Origin of the sequence: Bifidobacterium goeldii (assembly GCF_003951095.1) — a bacterium.
Lineage (GTDB): Bacteria > Actinomycetota > Actinomycetes > Actinomycetales > Bifidobacteriaceae > Bifidobacterium > Bifidobacterium goeldii.
Genome location: NZ_QXGL01000005.1, coordinates 41,085 through 61,467 on the forward strand (window position 1 = coordinate 41,085; position 20,383 = coordinate 61,467).

Here is a 20,383-nt window from a genome sequence, read left to right on the forward strand (position 1 = left end):
AGGGCTTCGGCACTGACCTGTGGTCAATAGGTCAGTTTTGCCGAAGCCCTAACTAGATGGTCTAGATGAATCGGCCGATCGTCACTTCTTGACTTCGAAGCCCTGATCCTTAGCGAAGGAGGTCAGGTTGCTCTGCCACTCGGCAACACCCTTCTCCATCGTGGCCTGACCGGTGAAGGCCTTGCCTACAGTGTCGAGGTAGGTCTTGCGGGCCTGCACCTCGAACGGCAGGAACTGCCAGCCCTTACGCACGTTCTCAGAAGCCTTCACAAACTCCTTGTTGATCTCCTGACCACCGAAATAGTCGCTCGTGTAGTTGACGAAGTCATCGCTGTCGAGAATGCGCTTGATGGACGGGAACACACCCAGCTCGTAAGCCTTATCAGTGCCTTCCTTGGAGTGGTTCAGGTAGTCGACGAGTTTCCACGCGGCAGCCATCTTGGCCTTGTCACCGGTGTCGAGCACAGCCAGCGAGGAACCACCATTCTCAGAGTTAACCGCGGAACCGTCCGGGGTTGGCATCTGAGTCACGCGCCACTTGCCCTTGGCCGCGGCGGCGCCGTTCTCAAGGTTGACCGGCATCCAGGCGCCGGTAAGCAGGGAAGCGATAGAACCGTCGCCGAGGGCGGTGTTCCAATCGTCGGACCAGCCAGCGGTCTTAGTATCGATGAGGTCTTCGGAGATCATCTTCTGCCAGAAGTCGTTGAACTCCTTAGTGCCCTTGTCGCCAGTGAGGTTGATCGTCACGGTCTTGCCGTCGGAGGAAGTTTCGAACGGGTGACCGCCTGCCAGCCAGACCATCGAATCGTATAAGCCGCCATCGCCGGAGTCGGAGGTGATGTAAGAGCCAACGGCGCGGATCTTCTTAGCGGCCTCGTAGTAGTCGTCCCAGGTCTTGATCTGCGTGGCGTCGACGCCAGCCTTGTCGAAGACTTCCTTGTTATAGAAGAATGCCATTGGGCCGGAATCGACCGGCAGGCCGTAGATGCCGCCGTTAAGCGCGACGGAGGCCCACGGGCCGGCTGCATAGTCGTCCTTGTACTTGTCGGCACCAAACTGGGTGAGGTCGGCAAGCTTGCCGGTGGCAACGAACTGGGGGAGCGCGTGGTATTCGATCATGGCCACGTCCGGCATGCCGGAGTTGGCGGAGATCGCGTTGTTCAGCGAAATGTACTGCTTGTCGGCGCTGCCGATGTTCGCGAACTTGACGGTGATGTTCGGGTACTTCTTCATGAAGTCCTTGGCCTGGGTCTCAGCAGTGTTACCCCAGCCCCACCAAGTGATCTCGACGGGCGCGTTCTCGTCCACGTTGCTGGACGAGCTGGATCCGCAGGCGGCCAGCGACACCGACGTCACCGCGGCCAGGACAGCAGCCACTGCCTTCGTGATCTTCTTCATGTTGTCTCCTTCGACTGTTGTGAACTCGGGCTTCCGCACCTGTTTCCGCAACTTCCCATTGTGGTTACTTTGTTACTTATTGATGAGTTATCTTTATGTATTTTATCGATAACTTTATCGATACATTCATGATATTATCGATAATATCGATTTGTCAAATCGGCTGAGGAAAAAATTTTACCCTCCCGATGACCTAAGGACGAAGGAGCCACCCATGGCAGACATCACGGCACAGCAGCCGAACGAGGAAGCCACAACGGTCACGTCACCGAATGCCGCGAGCGCAGCACCTCATGTCACTGCAGCAACCGCTCCAACAACAATCACCGTGCACAACAGCAAATCCGGTAAAGCGATCAGCACCGACCTGTGGGGCATCTTCCTTGAAGACATCAATTACTCCATTGACGGCGGTCTTAACGCCGACCTCGTGCAAAACGGCGCATTTGCATACAATCGAGCCGATAATCCCCGCTGGAGTCACCTCTTCACTTGGACTATTGACTATCCGCGCGCTGCAGCTCGCGACGTTTCCGTACGCACAGATCACCCCGTAGCTGCAGAAAACCCGCATTACATGGCCGCACAACTGGGGGCGAGCGCAGACGATACAGACAGCGCAGACACGGTAACGCTTATCAACCGCGGCTTTGACGGCATGACGTTCGCTGCCGGAACACGGTACGCCTGCACCGCGTGGGTGCGCGCAGAAGGCGCGGATATGACGATTGCGGCTGAGTTAATCGACGAAGCCACGCAAGCCGATGATGGGGGAGCGGCGGTACTTGCGCACGCTGAGATGTCGATTAACGCGCATGGTGCTAGCGAAGACCATGACGAAGACCACAACCACGCAGTCAATACGCCAACCGTGCACGGCTGGCAGCGCCTTGCCGTCACGCTCGATTGCACTGGCAGCACTACGCAGGGAGCACTGCGATTTACTGTCTCTCGCGCTGGCGATATCAGCACCTCGAACAGCACCTCGAACGCCGCTACAGCAGCAATCGCCGCTACCATCTCAATCCCCGCAGCCGCACCAGCCACCTTCAGCATCGACTGGGTTACGCTCCGCCCCTGCAACGCAGATGGAACGCCTCGCTTGTTCCGCGATGACATGGTCCGCGCGCTGCACGATCTTGCTCCACGGTTCATGCGATTCCCCGGCGGTTGCATCACTCACGGTGTTGAAACCAGCAACATCTACCGTTGGAAGCGCACGATCGGCCCAGTGGAGCACCGCCCGCACCAGTACAGCTACTGGGGTTACCATCAGAGCTTTACCGTGGGCTTCCACGAGTATTTCTTGCTGTGTGAGGCCATCGGCGCTAAACCGCTGCCAGTGCTACCGGTTGGCGTCTCCTGTCAGAACACGGCTGGCGGTGTCACTGTAGTGCCAATGGATCAGATGACTGAGTTCGTGCAGGACGCGCTTGACTTGATCGAATACGCGAACGGACCAGTGACTTCCACGTGGGGTGCCAAGCGCGCGGCGGCTGGCCACCCGAAACCGTTTGGCTTGGAATACTTAGGGCTTGGTAACGAAGATAAAATCAACGACGCATTCCGCGAGCGCTTCTCGCTGATATATGACGCGGTAAAGCGCGCATATCCGAATATTACGGTGATCGGCACCGCTGGACCGAATCCGAGCGGTGAAGATTATGACGCCGGCTGGGATTTTGCTCGCCGCAAGCCGATCGACATGGTCGATGAGCACGCGTATAAGTCGCCGCAATGGTGGTTTGCTCACCTTGATCATTACGATGGCCGCGACCCTCTTGGCCCAGCTACATACTTGGGCGAGTATGGCTCATGGTCAAACTTGCAGATTAGTGCGTTGGCTGAAGCGGCGATTATGACGTCGATTGAGCGCAATGGTGATACGGTGCGCATGGCCTCCTATGCGCCGCTATTTGGCCGTCTCGCGCACACGCAATGGCATCCAGATCTGTTGTATTTCGACAGCGAGCGTACGATACCAACGTTGAACTATTGGGTACAACGCATGTATGCGCGCTCGGCGATGACGCATGTGTTAGATACGACTGTGCGCAATGAGCCACGCTTTGAGCCGGAGCCGCGCAATTGGACTGGTTTGCGATTCGGTAGTGTTGACGCAGGATCATTCGTGTTCTCTGATATTAGCGTCACCGTACTCGATGCGAACGATGCCACTAGTGCGAACGATGCCAGCGTTGCAAACGATTCCGATACCGCAGCACCGTCAATCGTTCACGCACCTGACACCACCCTGCGCGGCTCGGGTGCCAGCGTAGACACTGGTTTGCATGTCACTGCTGATCATTACCGCATCGCGTTCACCGCGCGCCGTACAGACGGCGAAGACGGCTTGATTATCGATTTTGGCGCGGTAGACAGCTCTGACTACTTCCGCTGGGCATTCGGTGATTGGGACAACAAGTATTACATCTTGAAGCGCGTAGGCGATGGCATTCCTGATGAAGCAGTACCTGCTGTTGAGGGTGGCGTGGAATCGAATCGCGATTATCGCGTCGAAATCGAGGTTGCTAATCAAGGTCAGCACGTACAGGTCTGGCTGAATGGTCAGCGTATTCACGAGTATCGCGATACGAGCGAACAAAACCGATTCGTAGTAAGCGCCGGGCGCAATACAACCGCTGGCGCGTTGACTATCCGCATCGTCAACGCCACAGATCAACCGCAACCAGTCGAATTCACTTTCGATCAATCTCCACTCACTGGCAGCGCGCACGGCACTGCCACCACGCTTGCCGCTGCACGTGATGCTGGCAAACCATTCGAAGAAGCGCCCGCACGCCCGCAGACAGTCGACGTATCAGCCGCCGATCTTGCGCACTGGAAAGCCGAACCGTATTCATTCACCGTCTTGACTCTGCCGGAACAGCCGGAGCAGTAAGTCGTAGAACACACGCCACGCAGAGCAATACGTCCCTTGTATGCTTGACGACAGTTGTAAGGAGTAATCACATGGTCACCATGAAGGATGTCGGGCGCGAAGCCGGAGTATCGGCTATGACTGTGTCGAATGTACTGCGCGGCAACAATAATGTCGCGCCACAGACAGCTGAACGCGTCCGCGCGGCGGCCGATAAACTGCATTACCGACTCAATACCACGAGCCTGTCAGCGCGCAGTCTGCGCGTCTCTACGAGTCGCAACAATACACAGCGTGGCACGATCGGCTTGGCGATTTTCGAGCTCGACCGCCCATACCCTGCACAGTTAGCATCGTTGATCTCGCAGGCTGCGGAAGAGCATGGTTTTCAGACGGTTGTACAGCAAACGCGTATTAGCGAAAGCAATGAACGTTCGATTATTGAACGCGTATCAAACCAGTTCTGTGATGGTCTGCTGTTTAGTTCCAGTCGTCTTGCCGCTGATGAGATTGAGCAGTTGTCGAATCATCGTCCAACCGTACTGCTTGACGATGATCGACCGCAGCAGGATATCGATACAATTCTCACTCCGTGCGAGCAGGGTGCACAAGCGGCGATCGAATATCTTTATCACAGTGGTAGGCGGCGAATTGGCATCGTTGGCGAAGACCTCAAGAACAGCGAGTTTGTTGACAATGAGCATGACGTTCGCCATCGCCGTATGACCGGCTGCCGTGCGGCGTGCGATAAGCTCGGCATACGCTGGGGGGATATTCGTATTATTCCTACGCAATGGACTGATACTGCAGCGCGCGAGGCCGTGCACGAGTATGAGTCGACGATTCGGGACTGCGATGCGCTGTTCTGCATGACTGACACGATCGCATTCGGTACGATTCGTGGGCTGAAGGATATTGGCTTGGATGTGCCGAATGATGTGGCTGTAATGGGCTTCGATGGTATTGAAATGGGGGAGACGATGGTTCCCTCATTGACCACTATTGCCGTAGATATTAAACAGATCGCCGACAAAGCGGTAGACCTGCTCATCAAGCGTATTAACGATCAGGACGGGCATGAGGCGCTGCCACATCAGCGCATCGTCGCCGACTTCCACATCGCCCAGCGCGAATCCGCTTAATCCTTCTTTCGGTTGTGTGCATATCCGGTTCATGTACGGCCGATTTTTCCCTCTGCGTAAACCGGATATGCACACAACCGAAAGAAGGTCCGCAACCAGTATGGTCGCGGACCTTCTTAGTATCAGTCGTCACCGAGAGTGATGTGCACGCCTCCAACGAGAGAGCTCACCACGTTGTACAGCAGCGCGATAATCGTCACGAACAACGTAATCAGGATCACGCCGATCACCGAGAAAATCGTGACTGCGGAAAGCACAGTGCTCAGGCTGAGAATGTTCTTCAAGTCGAGCGAGCCAGCGTCCAAACCAGTGGACGACATGATCTGCGTCATCCTGCCGAACACGCCAGCAGCGTCCAACAGCAGCCACACGAGCGCGGCCGCGATGATGTTGATAATCGCGCCGGCAATCGACAGCATGAACGTCACCTTCGCCACCGACCACGCGTTGAGATGAGTCAACGACAGGTTCATGCGGCGAGCGCGCGGAGTCGCACGACGGGTCGGACGAGCCGGACGGTTAGCCGATTCACGGCCAGCGCGCTGTTCTGCCAGCGGCTGGTTTGACACCGAACGAGCCACGCGCGGAGCGCCTCCATGACGCCCCTCATGCGGTTCGGCGGATACGGGCTCGAATACTTCGGCCTGACCCTCTTCGGGATTCTCACTCATCGCTGCTCCTTCACGGTTCGTCCTTGCGGTTCGCCCGATAGCTCTTAAGAGAGGCTACCAGTTTTCTGGGACGATTACTCCTCGTCGTCGGTCTTGTTCACATTCTCGTCAGATGCCTCTGAAGCGGCGTCAGACGTGGGCTCAACGGATTCAGCAGACTCGGCAGACTCAGCAGCAGATGCCTGTGCTGCAGTCTCATCGTCGTCATCCTTCTCCTCGTTGCGCGCGATGGAGATGATCTCGTCGTTCTTGTCTGGCTTAGCCAAAGTCACGCCTTGCGTGGTACGACCAGTGCGCTTCACCTCAGCCACATCGGAGCGAATAACCTTGCCGGACTTCATAATCGCCATCACCTGATCGTCTTCAGAGACCACCACGGCGCCGACGAGCGAGCCACGACCTTCAGCCAGCTGCAACGCCTTCACACCGAAGCCGTTACGGCCTTGCAGGCGGTATTCAGAGATCGCTGTACGCTTCGCGAAGCCCTCGTTCGTGACCACGAGCAGATCCTTATCGGTGTCAGCCGGCACCACATCCATGGCCAGCAGCTCATCGTCGTCACGGAACTTCATGCCCTGCACGCCGGCAGTCTGGCGGCCCATCGGGCGCAGCTGCTCATCGTCGGCAGCGAACTTCAAGCTCATGCCCTGGCGCGACACCAAGATGATGTCATCTTCAGCGTTGCACAATGCGGCGCCGATCAGCTCATCCGCGTTCTCACCGTTCTCGTCGGTCATCAATCGCACAGCGATCAGACCGCCCTGGCGCGGCGAATCATACTCGGCCAGCGCAGTCTTCTTCACCTTGCCGGAGCGAGTGGCGAGCACCAGGTACTTGGCGACCTCGTAGTTCGGGATCGACAGCACGGTCTGGATCGTCTCGTCGGGGCCGAACTGCAGCAGGTTCGCCACATGCTGGCCCTTGGAGTCGCGGGAGCCTTCGGGCAGCTCGTACGCCTTGATGCGGTACACGCGGCCCTTGTTCGTGAAGAACAGCAGCCAGTTGTGCGTGGACGTGAGGAAGAAGTGGTCTACCACGTCGTCTTCGCGCAGCTTAGCGCCCTTGATGCCCTTGCCGCCGCGGTGCTGAGCGCGGTATTCGTCGGCCTTGGTGCGCTTGATGAAGCCGGAGTGCGTGACCGTAACGACCACGTTCTCCTCGGCGATCAAATCTTCGACGTTCATTTCGCCGGAGTACGGCAGGATCTTGGTGCGACGATCGTCGCCGTACTTGGCGACGATTTCGTCGAGCTCGTCGCCGACGATTTTGCGCTGGCGTTCCGGCTTGGCGAGGATGTCGTTGTAGTCGGCGATCTTGCGCATGAGTTCTTCATGCTCATCGACGATCTTCTGGCGTTCCATGTTGGCGAGGCGCACGAGCTGCATCGACAGGATCGCGTCAGCCTGCACCTGGTCAATGTCGAGGAATTCCATCAGCTTCGGACGAGCGTCTTCACGGCCCTGGCTGGAACGAATCAGTCGAATAACCTCATCGATCGCATCCATAGCCTTCAGCAGGCCCTGCAAGATGTGGTCGCGTTCCTCAGCTTCACGCTTGAGGTAACGGGTACGGCGTTCGATGACTTCGAGCTGGTGGCTCACCCAGTGGCGGATGAACGCGTCGAGGCTGAGCGTGCGCGGCACGCCATCAACCAGTGCGAGCATGTTCGCGCCGAACGTCTGCTGCAGCTGCGAGTGCTTGTACAGGTTGTTGAGCACAACCTTCGGTACAGCGTCGCGCTTGAGCACGAGCACAAGACGCTGACCGGTACGACCAGACGTCTCATCGCGCATGTCAGCGATGCCTTGAATCTTGCCGTCACGCACGCCTTCGCGGATAGAAGCAGCGAGGCGATCCGGGTTGACCTGGTACGGCAGCTCCGTGACCACCAGGCACATACGGCCCTTGATTTCCTCGGTGTTCACCACTGCGCGCATCGTGATCAAGCCGCGGCCGGTGCGATACGCTTGCTCGATGCCCTTATGGCCGAGAATCGTTGCGCCAGTTGGGAAATCCGGTCCCTTGATGATGCCGATCAGCGCGTCGAGCAGCTCCTCGCGGCTCGCTTCAGGATGATCGAGCGTCCAGTGCACGGCGGTGGCCAGCTCGCGCATGTTGTGCGGCGGAATGTTGGTGGCCATACCGACGGCGATACCCGAAGAACCGTTGGCAAGCAGGTTCGGGAAGCGCGCAGGCAGCACGGTTGGCTCCTGCGTACGACCGTCGTAGTTGGGCACGAAGTCGACAGTGTCTTTGTCGATATCGCGCACCATTTCCATCGCGAGCGGCATCATGCGGCACTCGGTGTAACGCATTGCTGCAGGCGGATCGTCACCGGCCGAACCGAAGTTACCCTGACCGTCAACGAGCGTGTAGCGCATCGACCACGGCTGGGCCATACGCACGAGGGTGTCGTAGATTGCCACGTCGCCGTGTGGATGGTAGTTACCCATCACGTCTGCGACAGGGCGGGCGCACTTGGAGTAGCCGCGATCGGGGCGGTAACCGCCGTCGTACATCGCGTACACGATACGACGGTGGACTGGCTTCATGCCATCGCGCACGTCCGGCAGAGCGCGCTCTACGATAACGGAGATTGCGTAGTCGAGGTAAGACTGGCGCATCTCCTTCTGGATGTCAGTGTGAGCAACACGATGCTCGTCAAGAACCAACTGTTCGTTGGCCTGCGGGCTCGTCGGCTCCATCGAACGCTCAGCGCGTTCGTCGTTCTGCTCCGGCAGGTCGTTGCCGGTGCCGTTTTCGTCTGCCACTTAGTTTTCCTTTAATCTTAAACCTTGGCCCCCTCGGCTGAGGGCCGAGCCGTTAAGCAAACGCCGGAGGCGTTTGTAGGTGAGGTGCGAGCGACAGCGAGCCAGCAATGAGTCAGCCGAAGGCTGTCCTCAATTGCCGGACGCTCCCGGCGAAGCCGGGTGGGGGAGCGTCTGCGGCGAAGCCGCCTCAATATCGCATCAGCCGAAGGCTGATTCAATATTCTCGTCGGCCTGCGGCCGAGACTACCCCTCAGTCAGCTTCGCTGACAGCTCCCCTGGCAAGGGGAGCCGAGGAAAATCAATCACGCGTCAATGAAGCGAACATCCTTGGCATTCCTCTGGATGAAGAGCCTGCGCGGCTCCACGTCGTCGCCCATCAGCATCGAGAACGTCTCGTCCGCCGCAGCGGCATCCTCAATGTGAATCTGCTTCAAGATGCGCCGCTCAGGGTCCATGGTCGTCTCCCACAGTTCCTGATAGGTCATCTCGCCCAGACCCTTGTAACGCTGAATACCTTCGCCCTTAGGTAGCTGACGGCCAGCGGCCTTACCTTCGGCGAGCTTCTCATCACGTTCACGGTCGGTGTACACGAAGTCGTGGTCGCCGCGCGTCCACTTCAAGCGGTACAGCGGAGGCATAGCCACGTACACGTAGCCGGCAGTGATCATCGGGCGCATGTAGCGGAAGAACAACGTCAGGTTCAGCGTGGCAATATGCGCGCCGTCCACATCAGCATCAGCCATGATGATGACCTTGTGGTAGCGCACCTTGCTCACGTCGAAGTCTTCGCCGTAGCCACCGCCGATAGCGGTGATCAGCGATTCGATCGTGTCCGACTTCATCATGCGGTCGATGCTCGCGCGCTCCGTGTTGAGGATCTTGCCTCTCAGCGGCAGAATCGCCTGCGTCTCCGGGTTACGACCCTGGATTGCCGAACCGCCTGCCGAATCACCCTCGACGATGAACAGTTCGCACTCTTCAGGATTGTTGGACTGGCAATCCTTGAGCTTGTCTGGCATGCCAGCCGACTCGAAGATCGACTTACGGCGTGTGCTCTCGCGCGCCTTCTTAGCAGCGATACGAGCGCGGGACGCTTCGATGGCCTTCTGGATGATGTTCTTCGCCTCGCTGGGATGCGAGTCGAACCAGTCGCCAAGCTTCTCGGTCATCACGCGCTGTACGAAGGTCTTCGCTTCGGAGTTGCCGAGCTTGGTCTTGGTCTGACCTTCGAACTGCGGGGTGGTGAGCTTCACGGAAATAACCGCAGTCAAACCTTCGCGCACATCGTCGCCGGAGAGGTTCTCATCCTTCTCTTTGAGGATGTTCTTGTCGCGCGCGTAACGGTTCACCAAGCTCGTCAGCGCCGCACGGAAGCCTTCCTCATGCGTGCCACCTTCGGTGGTGGAGATCGTGTTTGCGAACGTGTACACAGCCTCGGAGTAGGCGGTAGTCCACTGCATGGCAACCTCAGCGGAGATACCGATCTTCAAGTCTTCGGCTTCGAAGTCGATCACGTCTTCTTCTACCGGCGTAGCCTTGCGCGACTTCACCAGGTAGTCAACGTAATCCTTAATACCGTTCGCGTACTGGTAGGTGACGCTCTGGTGCTTCGTCTCGCCGTCGTCATCCTGACCGGCAACCTCATCGCCTGCCATATCAGGCTCGCGAAGGTCGGTAAGGCTGATTTTCAGGCCCTTGTTGAGGAAGGCCATCTGCTGGAAGCGGCTGCGCAGCGTTTCGAAATCGTAGATGGTCGTTTCGAAGATCTTGCCGTCCGGCCAGAAGGTCACCGAGGTACCCGTGGACTCACCTTCAGCCATCGGCTCGCCTTGCTTGAGTCGATCGGTGGGATGCTGGTTGATGTACGTTTGCGTCCAGTGGTAGCCCTGACGGCGCACCTCAACTTCAAGGCGCGTAGACAGTGCGTTCACGACGGAAATACCTACGCCGTGCAGACCGCCGGAGACTGCGTAACCGCCGCCGCCGAACTTACCGCCGGCGTGCAGCTTGGTGAGCACTGTTTCAACACCGGAGATGCCTTCGCCAGGTACTTCATCAACTGGAATGCCTCGACCATCGTCGACAACGCGAATGCCGTTATCCGGCAGAATCGTCACTTCGATATGCGTTGCGTAGCCGGCGAGCGCCTCATCGACAGAATTATCGACGATCTCGTACACCAGATGATGCAGACCACGCGGGCCGGTCGAGCCAATGTACATGCCCGGGCGAATACGCACAGCTTCAAGGCCTTCGAGAACCTTCAAATCGCTGGCGTCGTAATGTTCGGGAGCTAGGGAATCGTCAAGCTGGGCATCATCGAGCTGATCATTCTCGATCGCTTCGTCCAGGTTGTTTTGCGTATTCTGGTCAGATCCATCAATGGAATCGTTCGCAGAATCCGATTCAAGAATTGCCACTAACGGTTTCCTTTCTTCATATTCCTTCGTTCGAAAGGTCTTTTCGTGGGCGATACGCTCTAGAACGCGAATAATGGGGCTTTCTAGGCGCTGAACCATACTACCTATGATTCTACTCGTCTACGCCGACTTTGCCCTTCTACGCGGATTTAACGCCCTTTACCGCGAATTGCCACCTCGTGTGCCTTTTGAGGCGCCGCGCGGGCCCCATCCGCCGCGTGCAAGACGAAAATCGGCTGCATGAGGGCCGGTGACTTTGATCTCGCGAATATCCAGCCCAGCAAGCCGCTCTTTGATCGTGGCGTCAAGCTGCGGCATGAGATACGTCAGCTGCGTAGCCCACACGTTCGATTCCGCGCGCACGGTCAGCACGCCACCGTTCAGCCCTGCTACCTGCGAGTGTGCAGCGACCGTTGGCCCAACCACCTGATCCCAGTGGTTGCGTAGTTGGGCAATTTTCAGATGCGGAATCCAGTTGCCATTGGTGGCGAGTAGCGCAACCACGCTTCCTAACGTGTTGGGATCGCGCCCCGGTTTGCCAAAGCTCTCCCACGCGGCTTCCGCGCGCGCTTCACGTTCACGACGTAAGCCCGCGCGCTTCGCTACTCCTTCGAAGATTTGTGCGGGCAGTTTGCGCGCATCGAGATGGAGCGTCACATCGATGGGCTCACGCATGGTCGGCAGTCTCCTGCGCTTGCATATCGCGCTTCAGTGCAGCTACGTCAATGCGATGTGTGCGTCCCTCCGCTATGATCGGCGAAGAGGGAATGTCACCGTCTGCAGCAACCGTGATCAGTACCTGATCCTGTGCGGCAGCAAACCGCAGGATTTGCGCGCGACGGGATTCGTCCAGCTGCGCGAACACATCGTCGAGAATTACGATCGGTTTGCGTCCGAACGTTTCCGATAGTGCGCCGTAGACGGCCATCTTCAAGGCGAGGGCGAGCGTCCAGGTTTCGCCATTGGAAGCGAATTCGCGCGCCGGCATTCCATATAATGTCAGCGTCATATCGTCGCGCTGAGGGCCAATAAGATTAATTCCACGCGCTACTTCGCCCGGGTAAATTCGCCGGAAATGCTCGCTAATTAATGCCGCAGGATCTTCTGCCCCTAATACTTCTTCAAACGACGGCTGATATTTCAATCCTGCGATCGCGGGGGAGCCAGCGTCGTCGCTCGCGCGATCACCATCGCTGGCATCATCGGCAGCCGCCGCAAGTTGCGCGCACAACTGCGCAAATGGGCCAGCGAGACGATCAATAACCTTCGCGCGATCGCGCGTAATCGCAATGCCTGCTTCGATAAACTGCCCCGTCCAGATCTCTAAACCGCTCAGTGTTGCATCCGCATTCTGCCCGGCTTGACGCTGCTGATTGAGCTGTTTGAGCAGTGCTGCGCGCTGTTTAGCGATATGCGTGAACGTCTGCAATCGGTCCGCATACCCGGCAATCAGCTGCGTTGCAGTCTGATTGAGAAACGCTCGGCGCACAGCAGGATCACCAGAAACCAGCTGCTGATCTTCCGGCGTAAACGAGACGCTGGGCACCCGGCCGACAATGTCGCGCATATAGCGAGACGCACCGCCGTTAATACGCCCGCGATTGGCCCCGCGCGCAGTGATAGTTGCTTCTAGTGTTGTGGTGTTTGAGGACGCCGATTGCGCGGATGCTAGGTCAGCTGCGTTGTTGTCGTCAGCTTCGACGTTCATGCGGATAGTGGCTGATGTTGCTCCGCGCTGGACTAATGGGATGGAGCTCGACGTACGATGACTTGAGCCGGTAGAAATAACTTCGACTGCTTCGACGAGGTTCGTTTTGCCGAGCCCGTTGGCTCCTTGCACAATATTGACTCCGGGATGCAAATCCAGCACGCAGTGCTCCCACGAGCGGAAGTGGTCAAGCGCAAGGCGCGAAATATGCAATGGGTGCTCCAAAAGTCAACGGGAAAATCGTACGTCTTGAAGAATATGGATTAATGCCACCAGATGGTAGTGCCCTGCTCTTCCGAAGATTAATGCCAATGGCGTGTATTCGGAAAAAGCAGGGCAGCAGCGTTAGCCTCAATCAGGCGCCGAAACGCATCGGCACGAGCAGATAGCGGTAGTCCATCGACTCGTCGGAATCAGATTCCTGCTGGCCGTTGAATTCAACCGGCTTAACAGCAGTCGTCATCTTCATGCGCACGAACGGCTCAGTGATCGCACTCAAACCCTCAATCAGATACGACGGATTAAATGCGACCGTAATATCCTCGCCATCCATGTCAATATCCAACGTTTCCTGAGCCTGAGCCTCATCGGCAGCGCCAGCAGACAGGGTGACTTCCTGGCCAGAGAACACCATACGAATCGGCGCATTGCGCTCAGCAACCAGTGCCACGCGCTTAATCGCAGCGAGCAGTTGCTGCTTGTCGATAATCGCCTGAATCGGGTATTCGTCAGCAAACAGGCGGTCAACCGCCGGGAATTCGCCGTCAATCAGCTGCGACGTTGATACGCGGCCGGCATTTTCAAAGCCGAGCAACGTCGGCGAATCGACATCAAAGTCAATGCGCACGTTCTGGTGATCGTCCAGCGAGCGAGCGACATCGCGCAGCAGCGTACCGCGAACCAGCGTCGTGGTTGATGTTGCCGTATCCTGCGGGCTCCACGTAAACGTTGCGCGCGACAGGCGGAAGCGGTCGGTCGCAGTCATAATGACCTTGTCGCCTTCGAACTGAACGCGTACGCCGGTAAGTACCGGGCGGTTTTCTTCGCGCGAGACTGCGACAGTAGCCTGAGAAACAGCCTGAATAAAGGTTGGAGCGTCAACCTGGCCGAGCGGGGCCGGAACAACCGGCAAATCCGGGTATTCAGAGTCCGGCATTAATTGCAGCGTGAATGTTGACTTGCCGGAGCTAATGGTCATTGTGGAGCCGTCAGTGGATAAGTACGTCTTCTCAGCAGGCAGTGATTTAGTAATATCCGCGAGTAGTTTACCAAGAACCAGAGCGGTTCCAGGCTCATCAACGCCAGCTTCAATATGGTGGCGAGCGGAAATTTCATAATTAAATGCTGAAAGTTGTAGAGTGCCATCAATGGCCTCCAGCTGTACGCCTGCAAGAATTGGGTTGGCAGGGCGTGCGTCAATAACGCGAGTTGTCCACGCGACGGCGTCGGCGAGAGCCGCCGAGTCGATTTCTACCTTCATAATGTGTGTTCCTTTATTGCACTATGGTGTTGAATCTCATTCTAATTGCTCATGCTTTGTTCGGGTGTGGAAAAGTGACGCGTGATGGTTTACCCGGCAGGATTTCGTTTGGTTATTACATAAGTATTAGCTCTAGTTGTAGTAGTAAGCACTGTGGATATGTGGATAAGTATGTGAAAAGGTGGATAGCACGCGGGTTTTGTGGATATCCGCGAATGTGGATAACTTGTCGACGGTGATGTGGACAACTTTAGAGTTATCCACAGGCACCTTTTCGACTCTGAGTTTTCCACAATTTTTGTGGATTAGTCCACGGCGTATCCACCAAAAACGAGGACTATTCCACAGCTTATCCGCAGGGTTTGCCCACATTTGTGAATAACCATGTGGATAACTTCTGTGGAAAAATCCACGCCTGGCGGCGTGTCGTATGACAATATCACGATTAATTGCGCACGACCTTACGGTGTTGCGCGTGTATACAGCATAGCTTGCGCGATTAATTACGTACCTTTGCGCAAGCATTATTTCCCAAGCAGCGGTGCGTTAATTGCTGTCTTTACCGCGCTGCTTCAGTCGTGCAGTCAACTCCTGCACATAGTTGTAAATCTCCGGCTTTTCCGGCATATCGTCGCTCACGCGCGTGCACGCATGCATAACCGTCGTGTGATCACGGCCGCCGAACACTTCACCGATATCAACCAAGCTCATACTGGTCATCTCGCGAGCCAAATACATCGCGATCTGACGCGCCAGCGCAATATTTTTCGTACGCGCGCGCCCAACAATATCGTCAAACGTCAAATGGAAATACTTCGCCGTCTGGCTAATGATGTCCGTTGGCTTAATTTCAGCGTCCATCGTGAAGAAATCCTGCAGCGTCTGCTCAGCCAGCGGTCGAGTAATCGGCTGATTATTCAACGAGGCCACCGCGCTCACGCGAATAAGCGCGCCTTCCAGCTCGCGAATATTGTCAGTAAAGCGCTCCGCAATCAAATCAAGCACATCATTCGGCGCAGAAGTACCGTTCATCGACGCCATCATGCGCAAAATAGCGATACGCGTCTCCAAATCCGGCGGCTTCACATCCACCGTCAATCCTGAATCAAAGCGCGAAATCAGTCGTGCCTCAAAGCCCTTCAAGTTCTTTGGCGCCACATCGGAAGCGATCACAATACGCTTATTCGCCTGATGCAAGGCATTAAACGTGTGGAAGAACTGCTCCAACGTTGCTTCCTTGCCACCCAAGAACTGAATATCGTCAATGAGCAGTACGTCAACCTCACGATAGCGACGATTGAACTCAGCAATACGGCCCTGGCTCTGATTCGGGGTTTGCAGCGCCTCAATAAACTCGTTCGTAAACTCCTCAGAGTTGACGTAACGAACCTTCAACGTCGGGTCCTTCACCAGCGCATAATTGCCGATAGCGTTGAGCAAATGGGTTTTACCCAAGCCAGAACCGCCATAAATACACAGCGGGTTAAACTCTTGGCCAGAACCTTCCGCCACTGCTAGCGCAACAGTACGCGCAAAACGGTTGGAATCCCCGGGAACGAAGGTGTCAAACGTCGAATTCTTATTCAAATGCGTTTCCGGGTCACGCAGCACGCGCTGCTGACGAACAGCCGGAAAAGCACCATGCTCACTCATCATGCGCGGCGTTGGCGTTGGGGCTGGCTTCGTCGTGATCTCCGAAGACATCGCATCCAGCATGGAGTTGCTGGCCATCTTTGGCTCTTGCGCAAGTTCATGCACTGGTGCTGCTGCCACTGGCGTTGCTGGCGCGGCAGTCGTCATATGCGATGGTGCACTCTGACGAGCAGTCTGCGCAGACATCGTACGGTTAAATCCGTGTGCGGATGCGGCAGCAGACTGGCGCATCATGCGCGGCGTTGGCGCAGCAGTAGGCGCTGGCATTGGTGCCGACTGGGTTGTTTGCGGCACGATTTTGAACGCAGGGAACATATCAGTTCCCGAAATAAGCTTCAGTGCATGCAGCAGCGGGCCGCTCAGTTCAGTTTGCAGCGCTTGCTGCGTTGCGGCGTTATTCACGCATAGCACGATCGTCGTGCCATATACCGCTTCGGGCACAACCCCTTCGAGCCAACCTTTATCGCGCGGCGACAGTGACGGATTGTCACGAAGCATTGCCAGCGTGTCGCTCCACAGGCGCGCTGCCTGTTCGGCAGGTCCAAGAAGGTCATCCGACATTGTGACCTCCTTCAGGCGACGGTTGTGCGAATGAATACGACAGACTATATTTACTCCAAAACATGGAAGTTATCCACAGCCTCGCGTGTTGTGCTCATTGGGATGTGAATAACATCTGTGTAATTTGTGGATAACTCATCCCCAGCTTTTGGCGTGGTTCCAAGGATTAATAGTCATTACGCGGCGTGCAGCGGTGTATCGGAATGTGAAGAAAACCGTTTCATTTTGACTTAGGGTAGGGGTCAGAGTAACGTGATAGAGCTTGACTCATGAGGAGCCGTGCATTGTCATGGCTAAAAACCGGGAGCATTAACTATGAAGAGGACATTCCAGCCCAACAACCGCCGTCGTCACATGAAGCACGGTTTCCGCGTTCGTATGCGCACTCGTTCTGGCCGTGCGCTGATCAACCGTCGTCGCGCTAAGGGACGCAAGTCCCTGTCCGCCTGATTGTAGCGGCGGTATAACCGACGTGGAGCGGCTGAAGAGCCACCGTGACTTTGTCACCGTGCTCAAGCGGCGTCGTAAAGTCAGTGATAAGGATATCGTCGTGCACTATCTAGTGCGCGACGATTCCTCGATTTTAGGAGATTCACACGTTCCCGCAGATAGTGGGCGGCGAATCGGTCTGGCTGTATCCAAGTCGGTGGGACATGCGGTAACTCGCAACACTGTCAAACGACGTTTTCGGGTTTTGGCCCGTCAATACGAATCACGTCTGCCCGAGCGGTGCGATGTGGTACTGCGGGCAAAACCAAGCGCGGCGCATGCTGAATTTCAGTCGTTAGATGGGCAGATGGCCTCATTATTCGATGCTGTTGCCCGCAAGGCAGCGAAGCAGGATCGTCGATGAGCATTGCCAATGCCATGATTCGTGCGATTCGCTGGTATCAGCGAAATATCTCAGCGAATCGGCCGGCATGCTGCAAGTATTACCCCACGTGTTCGAGGTATGCCATCGAAGCGTTGCAACGTTATGGCGCCTGTAAAGGGGGACTTCTGGCGGTATTGCGCTTATTGCGCTGCCGGCCATGGAGCCGAGGCGGCATCGACGACGTACCGCAGCGTTATTCCGTCTTTTATCGATTTTCGTGGTCAAAGGCTCATGAGGAGCCTCGACTCACACCACTGGCCTGGCATGACAGTCATCATGCCGAATAATAAGGAGAGGGCCTAAGCGATGAATAATTCTAGTCAATTCCTGCTTGACAGCGGGTTCTGGGGATTCTTCTATAAGATCCTGACCCCGGTTGAATGGCTGCAGACTTGGATCATGAAGCTCATGCATGATTTCCTCGTCATGCTTGGCATGAACCCGGTCGGTGTCTCGTGGGTCGTCTCCATTATCTTCCTAGTGCTGTTTGTGCAGGCGTGTATCTTCCCGCTGTTCTACAAGCAGATGAAGTCGATGCGCAAACTGCAGGCTTTGCAGCCTAAGATGCAGCGCATTCAGAACAAGTACAAGGGCAAGAAGGACCAGGCCAGCAAAGAGGCCATGCAGCGTGAGATGATGAAGCTGTATCAGGATAACGACGCTAACCCCGCCGGATCCTGCCTGCCGCTGCTCATCCAGAGCCCGGTGTTCATGGCCATGTTCTACACGCTGTCTGCTATTCCGTACATCGCGAGCGGTGTACGTGAAGAGCCACTGGGCGCGTTCGATCAGGCCACTGCTCAGCAGTTCACGCAGACTGACGTGTTCGGTATTGTCAGCGTCACTGATAACTTCACCTCTGCGGATATGGGCGGCAAGGTTGTTATCGGTGTGTTCGTAGCCTTGATGTGCTTCTGCCTGTGGTTTACCACATACTTCAGCATGAAGCGCAACACGAACCCGGAGGCAATGGTTGGCCAGGCTGCCACCATGCAGAAGAGCATGCTGTGGCTGTTCCCAATCATGTATATCTTCTCCGGTATCGCCATGCCGTTCGCCGTGTTGGTGTACTGGCTCACTAACAACGTGTGCAACTTGGCTCGTACAATCTGGCAGGTATCCGCATTCCCAACTCCTGGCTCCCCGGCTGCTAAGGATAAGGAAGTGCGTGATCACAAGCGCGAGAACGAGCGCCGTGCGAAGGCTGGTCTGCCGTCCCTCGAGGAAGAGGAGCTGCAGAAGGCCAAGGAAGCTGCCGAACACCGTGATGCTCATGGTTACCAGCGCGTTCAGCCGCAGCGCAAAAACCGTAATAAAAAGAAGTAAGCGGCTTTGATTATTGACTTGGTCTCATGGAAACGACAACAATTCGTTTCCATGAGACCAAGTGGTTTACACTGACTTTTAGATTCCGAGACCTTCGCTGAGTAAGGAGTTTGTGACATGGCGCAGGATGAGAGTAAGACGATCGATCAGCTCAATGATGAGGCTGATATCGCTGCCGATTATTTGGAAGGTCTGCTGGATATCGCCGATTATGATGGCGACATCGAGATGGGCGTGCGTAACGGTCGCCCGATGGTGCAGATCGTTGCGGACGATGATTCTGACATTAAGCATTTGATCGGCCGCAATGGGGAAGTGGTCGATGCGCTGCAGCAGCTTACTCGACTCGCTGTGCAGCAGAAGACTGGCGATCGTTCGCACTTGATTGTTGATGTTGACGGCTTCCTGAAGCGCAAGCGTCAGCGTCTGCGTGATATTGCATTGGATGCTATCGACGAGGTGAGGGAGACCGGTGAGCCGGTTGATTTGAAGCCGATGAACTCCTTTGAGCGCAAGGTTGTGCACGATGTGGTTCGCGATGAGGGCTTGAAGTCCCGCTCGCACGGTGAAGAGCCGAAGCGTTATGTGACGATTTACCTGCGCAACAACGCAGAGGATACTGACGCTGAGGTGGCTGATACCGACCTCGATACTGATCTCGACAACGAGGCTGGCGAAGAGTGAGCGACACTGTTTCACGTGAAACAATCGAACCGCCGCTGGATGATGCTTCAGCATCTGCTCCAGTATCCACGTCAGCGGTTGCTCCAGTACCGGATGAGCTTGATGGCTCGCCTGTAGTGCGCGAAGTTCTCGGTGATGCATATGACAAGCTGTCAGTGTTTCACGTGAAACTTTCCAAGGAGGGCGAGCCTCGCGGTCTTATTGGGCCGCGTGATGTGTCGATTATCTGGGAACGGCATATTCTCAATTCGGCAGCTATTGTACCTTTTGTGCGGCGCTCTACTGAGGGTAAGCAGTTCAAGACTATTGCTGATGTTGGTAGCGGGGGAGGCTTCCCTGGCATTGTTGTGGCTGCTTGCCTGCCAGATCATCACGTCACGTTGATCGAGCCGATGGAACGTCGTGTGGAGTGGCTGCAAGAATGTGTCGATGAGATGCAGCTGGATAATGTCGACATTATTCGCGCGCGGTCTGATGAAGTTATCGCGCAGGTGCGCGATCGTCGCTCAGGGATGCATCCGTTTGCGGTAGTGACCTGCCGCGCAGTAGCGCCGATGACTAAACTGTCTGGTTGGACGCTACCACTCTTGGGTCGTCGTGGTCAGCTGATTGCGCTCAAAGGTCGCTCTGCTCAGGCGGAAATCGATAAGGCTAAGCGTCAGATCACGCAATTTGGTGGCTCTCATGCACGCGTGGTTGAGGCTCCAGTTGGCCCTGGTTTGGAGCCGACGCACGTCGTTATCGTCAATAAGCAGTAATGCGTGACTGTATACCAAACGATGCGCATTATGGGCGTACGGTAGCAGCACACTAA

At 56.2% G+C, this 20,383-nt stretch carries 16 protein-coding genes; 8 read left to right on the forward strand and 8 right to left on the reverse strand.

All coding sequences use genetic code 11. The features are described 5' to 3' along the window. Positions 1–81: 81 nt before the first annotated feature. Complete coding sequence (locus D2E25_RS07870; RefSeq protein WP_125981580.1) at positions 82–1,398, reverse strand: ABC transporter substrate-binding protein; 1,317 nt, start codon at positions 1,396–1,398, stop codon at positions 82–84. Positions 1,399–1,612: 214 nt separating this feature from the next. Between D2E25_RS07870 and D2E25_RS07875 the strand changes: the two genes are divergently transcribed. After that, positions 1,613–4,300 (forward strand): alpha-L-arabinofuranosidase C-terminal domain-containing protein, encoded by a 2,688-nt coding sequence (locus tag D2E25_RS07875; RefSeq protein ID WP_125981582.1) that lies wholly within the window; start codon positions 1,613–1,615, stop codon positions 4,298–4,300. Between the two features lie 71 nt (positions 4,301–4,371). After that, positions 4,372–5,421, forward strand: coding sequence for a LacI family DNA-binding transcriptional regulator (locus D2E25_RS07880; protein ID WP_125981584.1), 1,050 nt, complete (start codon positions 4,372–4,374; stop codon positions 5,419–5,421). Between the two features lie 122 nt (positions 5,422–5,543). Here the strand turns inward: D2E25_RS07880 and D2E25_RS07885 are convergent, their stop codons facing one another. The 7 genes from D2E25_RS07885 to dnaA all read right to left on the reverse strand — a co-directional run bounded on the left by D2E25_RS07885 (position 5,544) and on the right by dnaA (position 16,685). Next, on the reverse strand, positions 5,544–6,092 hold the full coding sequence (locus D2E25_RS07885; RefSeq protein ID WP_125981586.1) for a DUF3566 domain-containing protein: 549 nt from the start codon (positions 6,090–6,092) through the stop codon (positions 5,544–5,546). Between the two features lie 74 nt (positions 6,093–6,166). Then, positions 6,167–8,863, reverse strand: a complete 2,697-nt coding sequence (gyrA, locus tag D2E25_RS07890; protein ID WP_125981588.1) for a DNA gyrase subunit A — start codon at positions 8,861–8,863, stop codon at positions 6,167–6,169. Between the two features lie 302 nt (positions 8,864–9,165). Next, positions 9,166–11,247, reverse strand: coding sequence for a DNA topoisomerase (ATP-hydrolyzing) subunit B (gyrB, locus tag D2E25_RS07895; RefSeq protein ID WP_420897341.1), 2,082 nt, complete (start codon positions 11,245–11,247; stop codon positions 9,166–9,168). Positions 11,248–11,442: 195 nt separating this feature from the next. After that, entirely contained in the window at positions 11,443–11,958 is a 516-nt protein-coding gene (locus D2E25_RS07900; RefSeq protein WP_125981592.1) for a DciA family protein, read from the reverse strand. Beyond that, positions 11,951–13,204 carry a DNA replication/repair protein RecF gene (gene recF / locus D2E25_RS07905; RefSeq protein ID WP_125981594.1) on the reverse strand — a complete coding sequence of 418 codons (1,254 nt, stop codon included), beginning with the start codon at positions 13,202–13,204 and terminating at the stop codon, positions 11,951–11,953. Before recF ends, D2E25_RS07900 begins: the two co-directional genes overlap by 8 nt. Positions 13,205–13,346: 142 nt before the next feature. After that, a complete protein-coding gene (gene dnaN, locus D2E25_RS07910) occupies positions 13,347–14,471 on the reverse strand; it encodes a DNA polymerase III subunit beta (protein ID WP_125981596.1) in 1,125 nt (374 codons plus the stop codon). A gap of 546 nt (positions 14,472–15,017) precedes the next feature. Continuing rightward, positions 15,018–16,685 carry a chromosomal replication initiator protein DnaA gene (gene dnaA, locus D2E25_RS07915; protein WP_125981598.1) on the reverse strand — a complete coding sequence of 556 codons (1,668 nt, stop codon included), beginning with the start codon at positions 16,683–16,685 and terminating at the stop codon, positions 15,018–15,020. Positions 16,686–17,000: 315 nt separating this feature from the next. On the opposite strand from dnaA, the gene rpmH reads away from it, so the two are divergent. From rpmH to rsmG, 6 genes are all read left to right on the forward strand, one after another. Continuing rightward, positions 17,001–17,135 (forward strand): 50S ribosomal protein L34, encoded by a 135-nt coding sequence (gene rpmH, locus D2E25_RS07920; protein ID WP_003827866.1) that lies wholly within the window; start codon positions 17,001–17,003, stop codon positions 17,133–17,135. A gap of 22 nt (positions 17,136–17,157) precedes the next feature. Continuing rightward, positions 17,158–17,538 carry a ribonuclease P protein component gene (gene rnpA, locus D2E25_RS07925; RefSeq protein WP_125981600.1) on the forward strand — a complete coding sequence of 127 codons (381 nt, stop codon included), beginning with the start codon at positions 17,158–17,160 and terminating at the stop codon, positions 17,536–17,538. Then, the gene (yidD, locus tag D2E25_RS07930) at positions 17,535–17,846 is read left to right on the forward strand and encodes a membrane protein insertion efficiency factor YidD (protein ID WP_125981602.1); all 312 of its coding nucleotides are present in this window, start codon (positions 17,535–17,537) and stop codon (positions 17,844–17,846) included. The genes rnpA and yidD overlap by 4 nt, the downstream gene beginning before the upstream one ends. A gap of 19 nt (positions 17,847–17,865) precedes the next feature. Then, positions 17,866–18,885 carry a membrane protein insertase YidC gene (gene yidC / locus D2E25_RS07935; RefSeq protein ID WP_125981604.1) on the forward strand — a complete coding sequence of 340 codons (1,020 nt, stop codon included), beginning with the start codon at positions 17,866–17,868 and terminating at the stop codon, positions 18,883–18,885. Between the two features lie 117 nt (positions 18,886–19,002). Beyond that, positions 19,003–19,569 carry a Jag family protein gene (locus tag D2E25_RS07940; protein WP_125981606.1) on the forward strand — a complete coding sequence of 189 codons (567 nt, stop codon included), beginning with the start codon at positions 19,003–19,005 and terminating at the stop codon, positions 19,567–19,569. Between the two features lie 35 nt (positions 19,570–19,604). After that, positions 19,605–20,327 (forward strand): 16S rRNA (guanine(527)-N(7))-methyltransferase RsmG, encoded by a 723-nt coding sequence (gene rsmG / locus D2E25_RS07945; RefSeq protein ID WP_125981763.1) that lies wholly within the window; start codon positions 19,605–19,607, stop codon positions 20,325–20,327. Positions 20,328–20,383: the final 56 nt, after the last annotated feature.

Bases quoted from the DNA above. Each gene is read 5' to 3' on its own strand.
- D2E25_RS07940 (WP_125981606.1), top strand. From the start codon at position 19,003: ATGGCGCAGGATGAGAGTAAGACGATCGATCAGCTCAATGATGAGGCT.
- dnaN (WP_125981596.1), bottom strand. From the start codon at position 14,471: ATGAAGGTAGAAATCGACTCGGCGGCTCTCGCCGACGCCGTCGCGTGG.
- D2E25_RS07875 (WP_125981582.1), top strand. From the start codon at position 1,613: ATGGCAGACATCACGGCACAGCAGCCGAACGAGGAAGCCACAACGGTC.
- D2E25_RS07870 (WP_125981580.1), bottom strand. From the start codon at position 1,398: ATGAAGAAGATCACGAAGGCAGTGGCTGCTGTCCTGGCCGCGGTGACG.
- dnaA (WP_125981598.1), bottom strand. From the start codon at position 16,685: ATGTCGGATGACCTTCTTGGACCTGCCGAACAGGCAGCGCGCCTGTGG.
- yidD (WP_125981602.1), top strand. From the start codon at position 17,535: ATGAGCATTGCCAATGCCATGATTCGTGCGATTCGCTGGTATCAGCGA.
- rpmH (WP_003827866.1), top strand. From the start codon at position 17,001: ATGAAGAGGACATTCCAGCCCAACAACCGCCGTCGTCACATGAAGCAC.
- D2E25_RS07900 (WP_125981592.1), bottom strand. From the start codon at position 11,958: ATGCGTGAGCCCATCGATGTGACGCTCCATCTCGATGCGCGCAAACTG.
- yidC (WP_125981604.1), top strand. From the start codon at position 17,866: ATGAATAATTCTAGTCAATTCCTGCTTGACAGCGGGTTCTGGGGATTC.
- D2E25_RS07880 (WP_125981584.1), top strand. From the start codon at position 4,372: ATGGTCACCATGAAGGATGTCGGGCGCGAAGCCGGAGTATCGGCTATG.
- D2E25_RS07885 (WP_125981586.1), bottom strand. From the start codon at position 6,092: ATGAGTGAGAATCCCGAAGAGGGTCAGGCCGAAGTATTCGAGCCCGTA.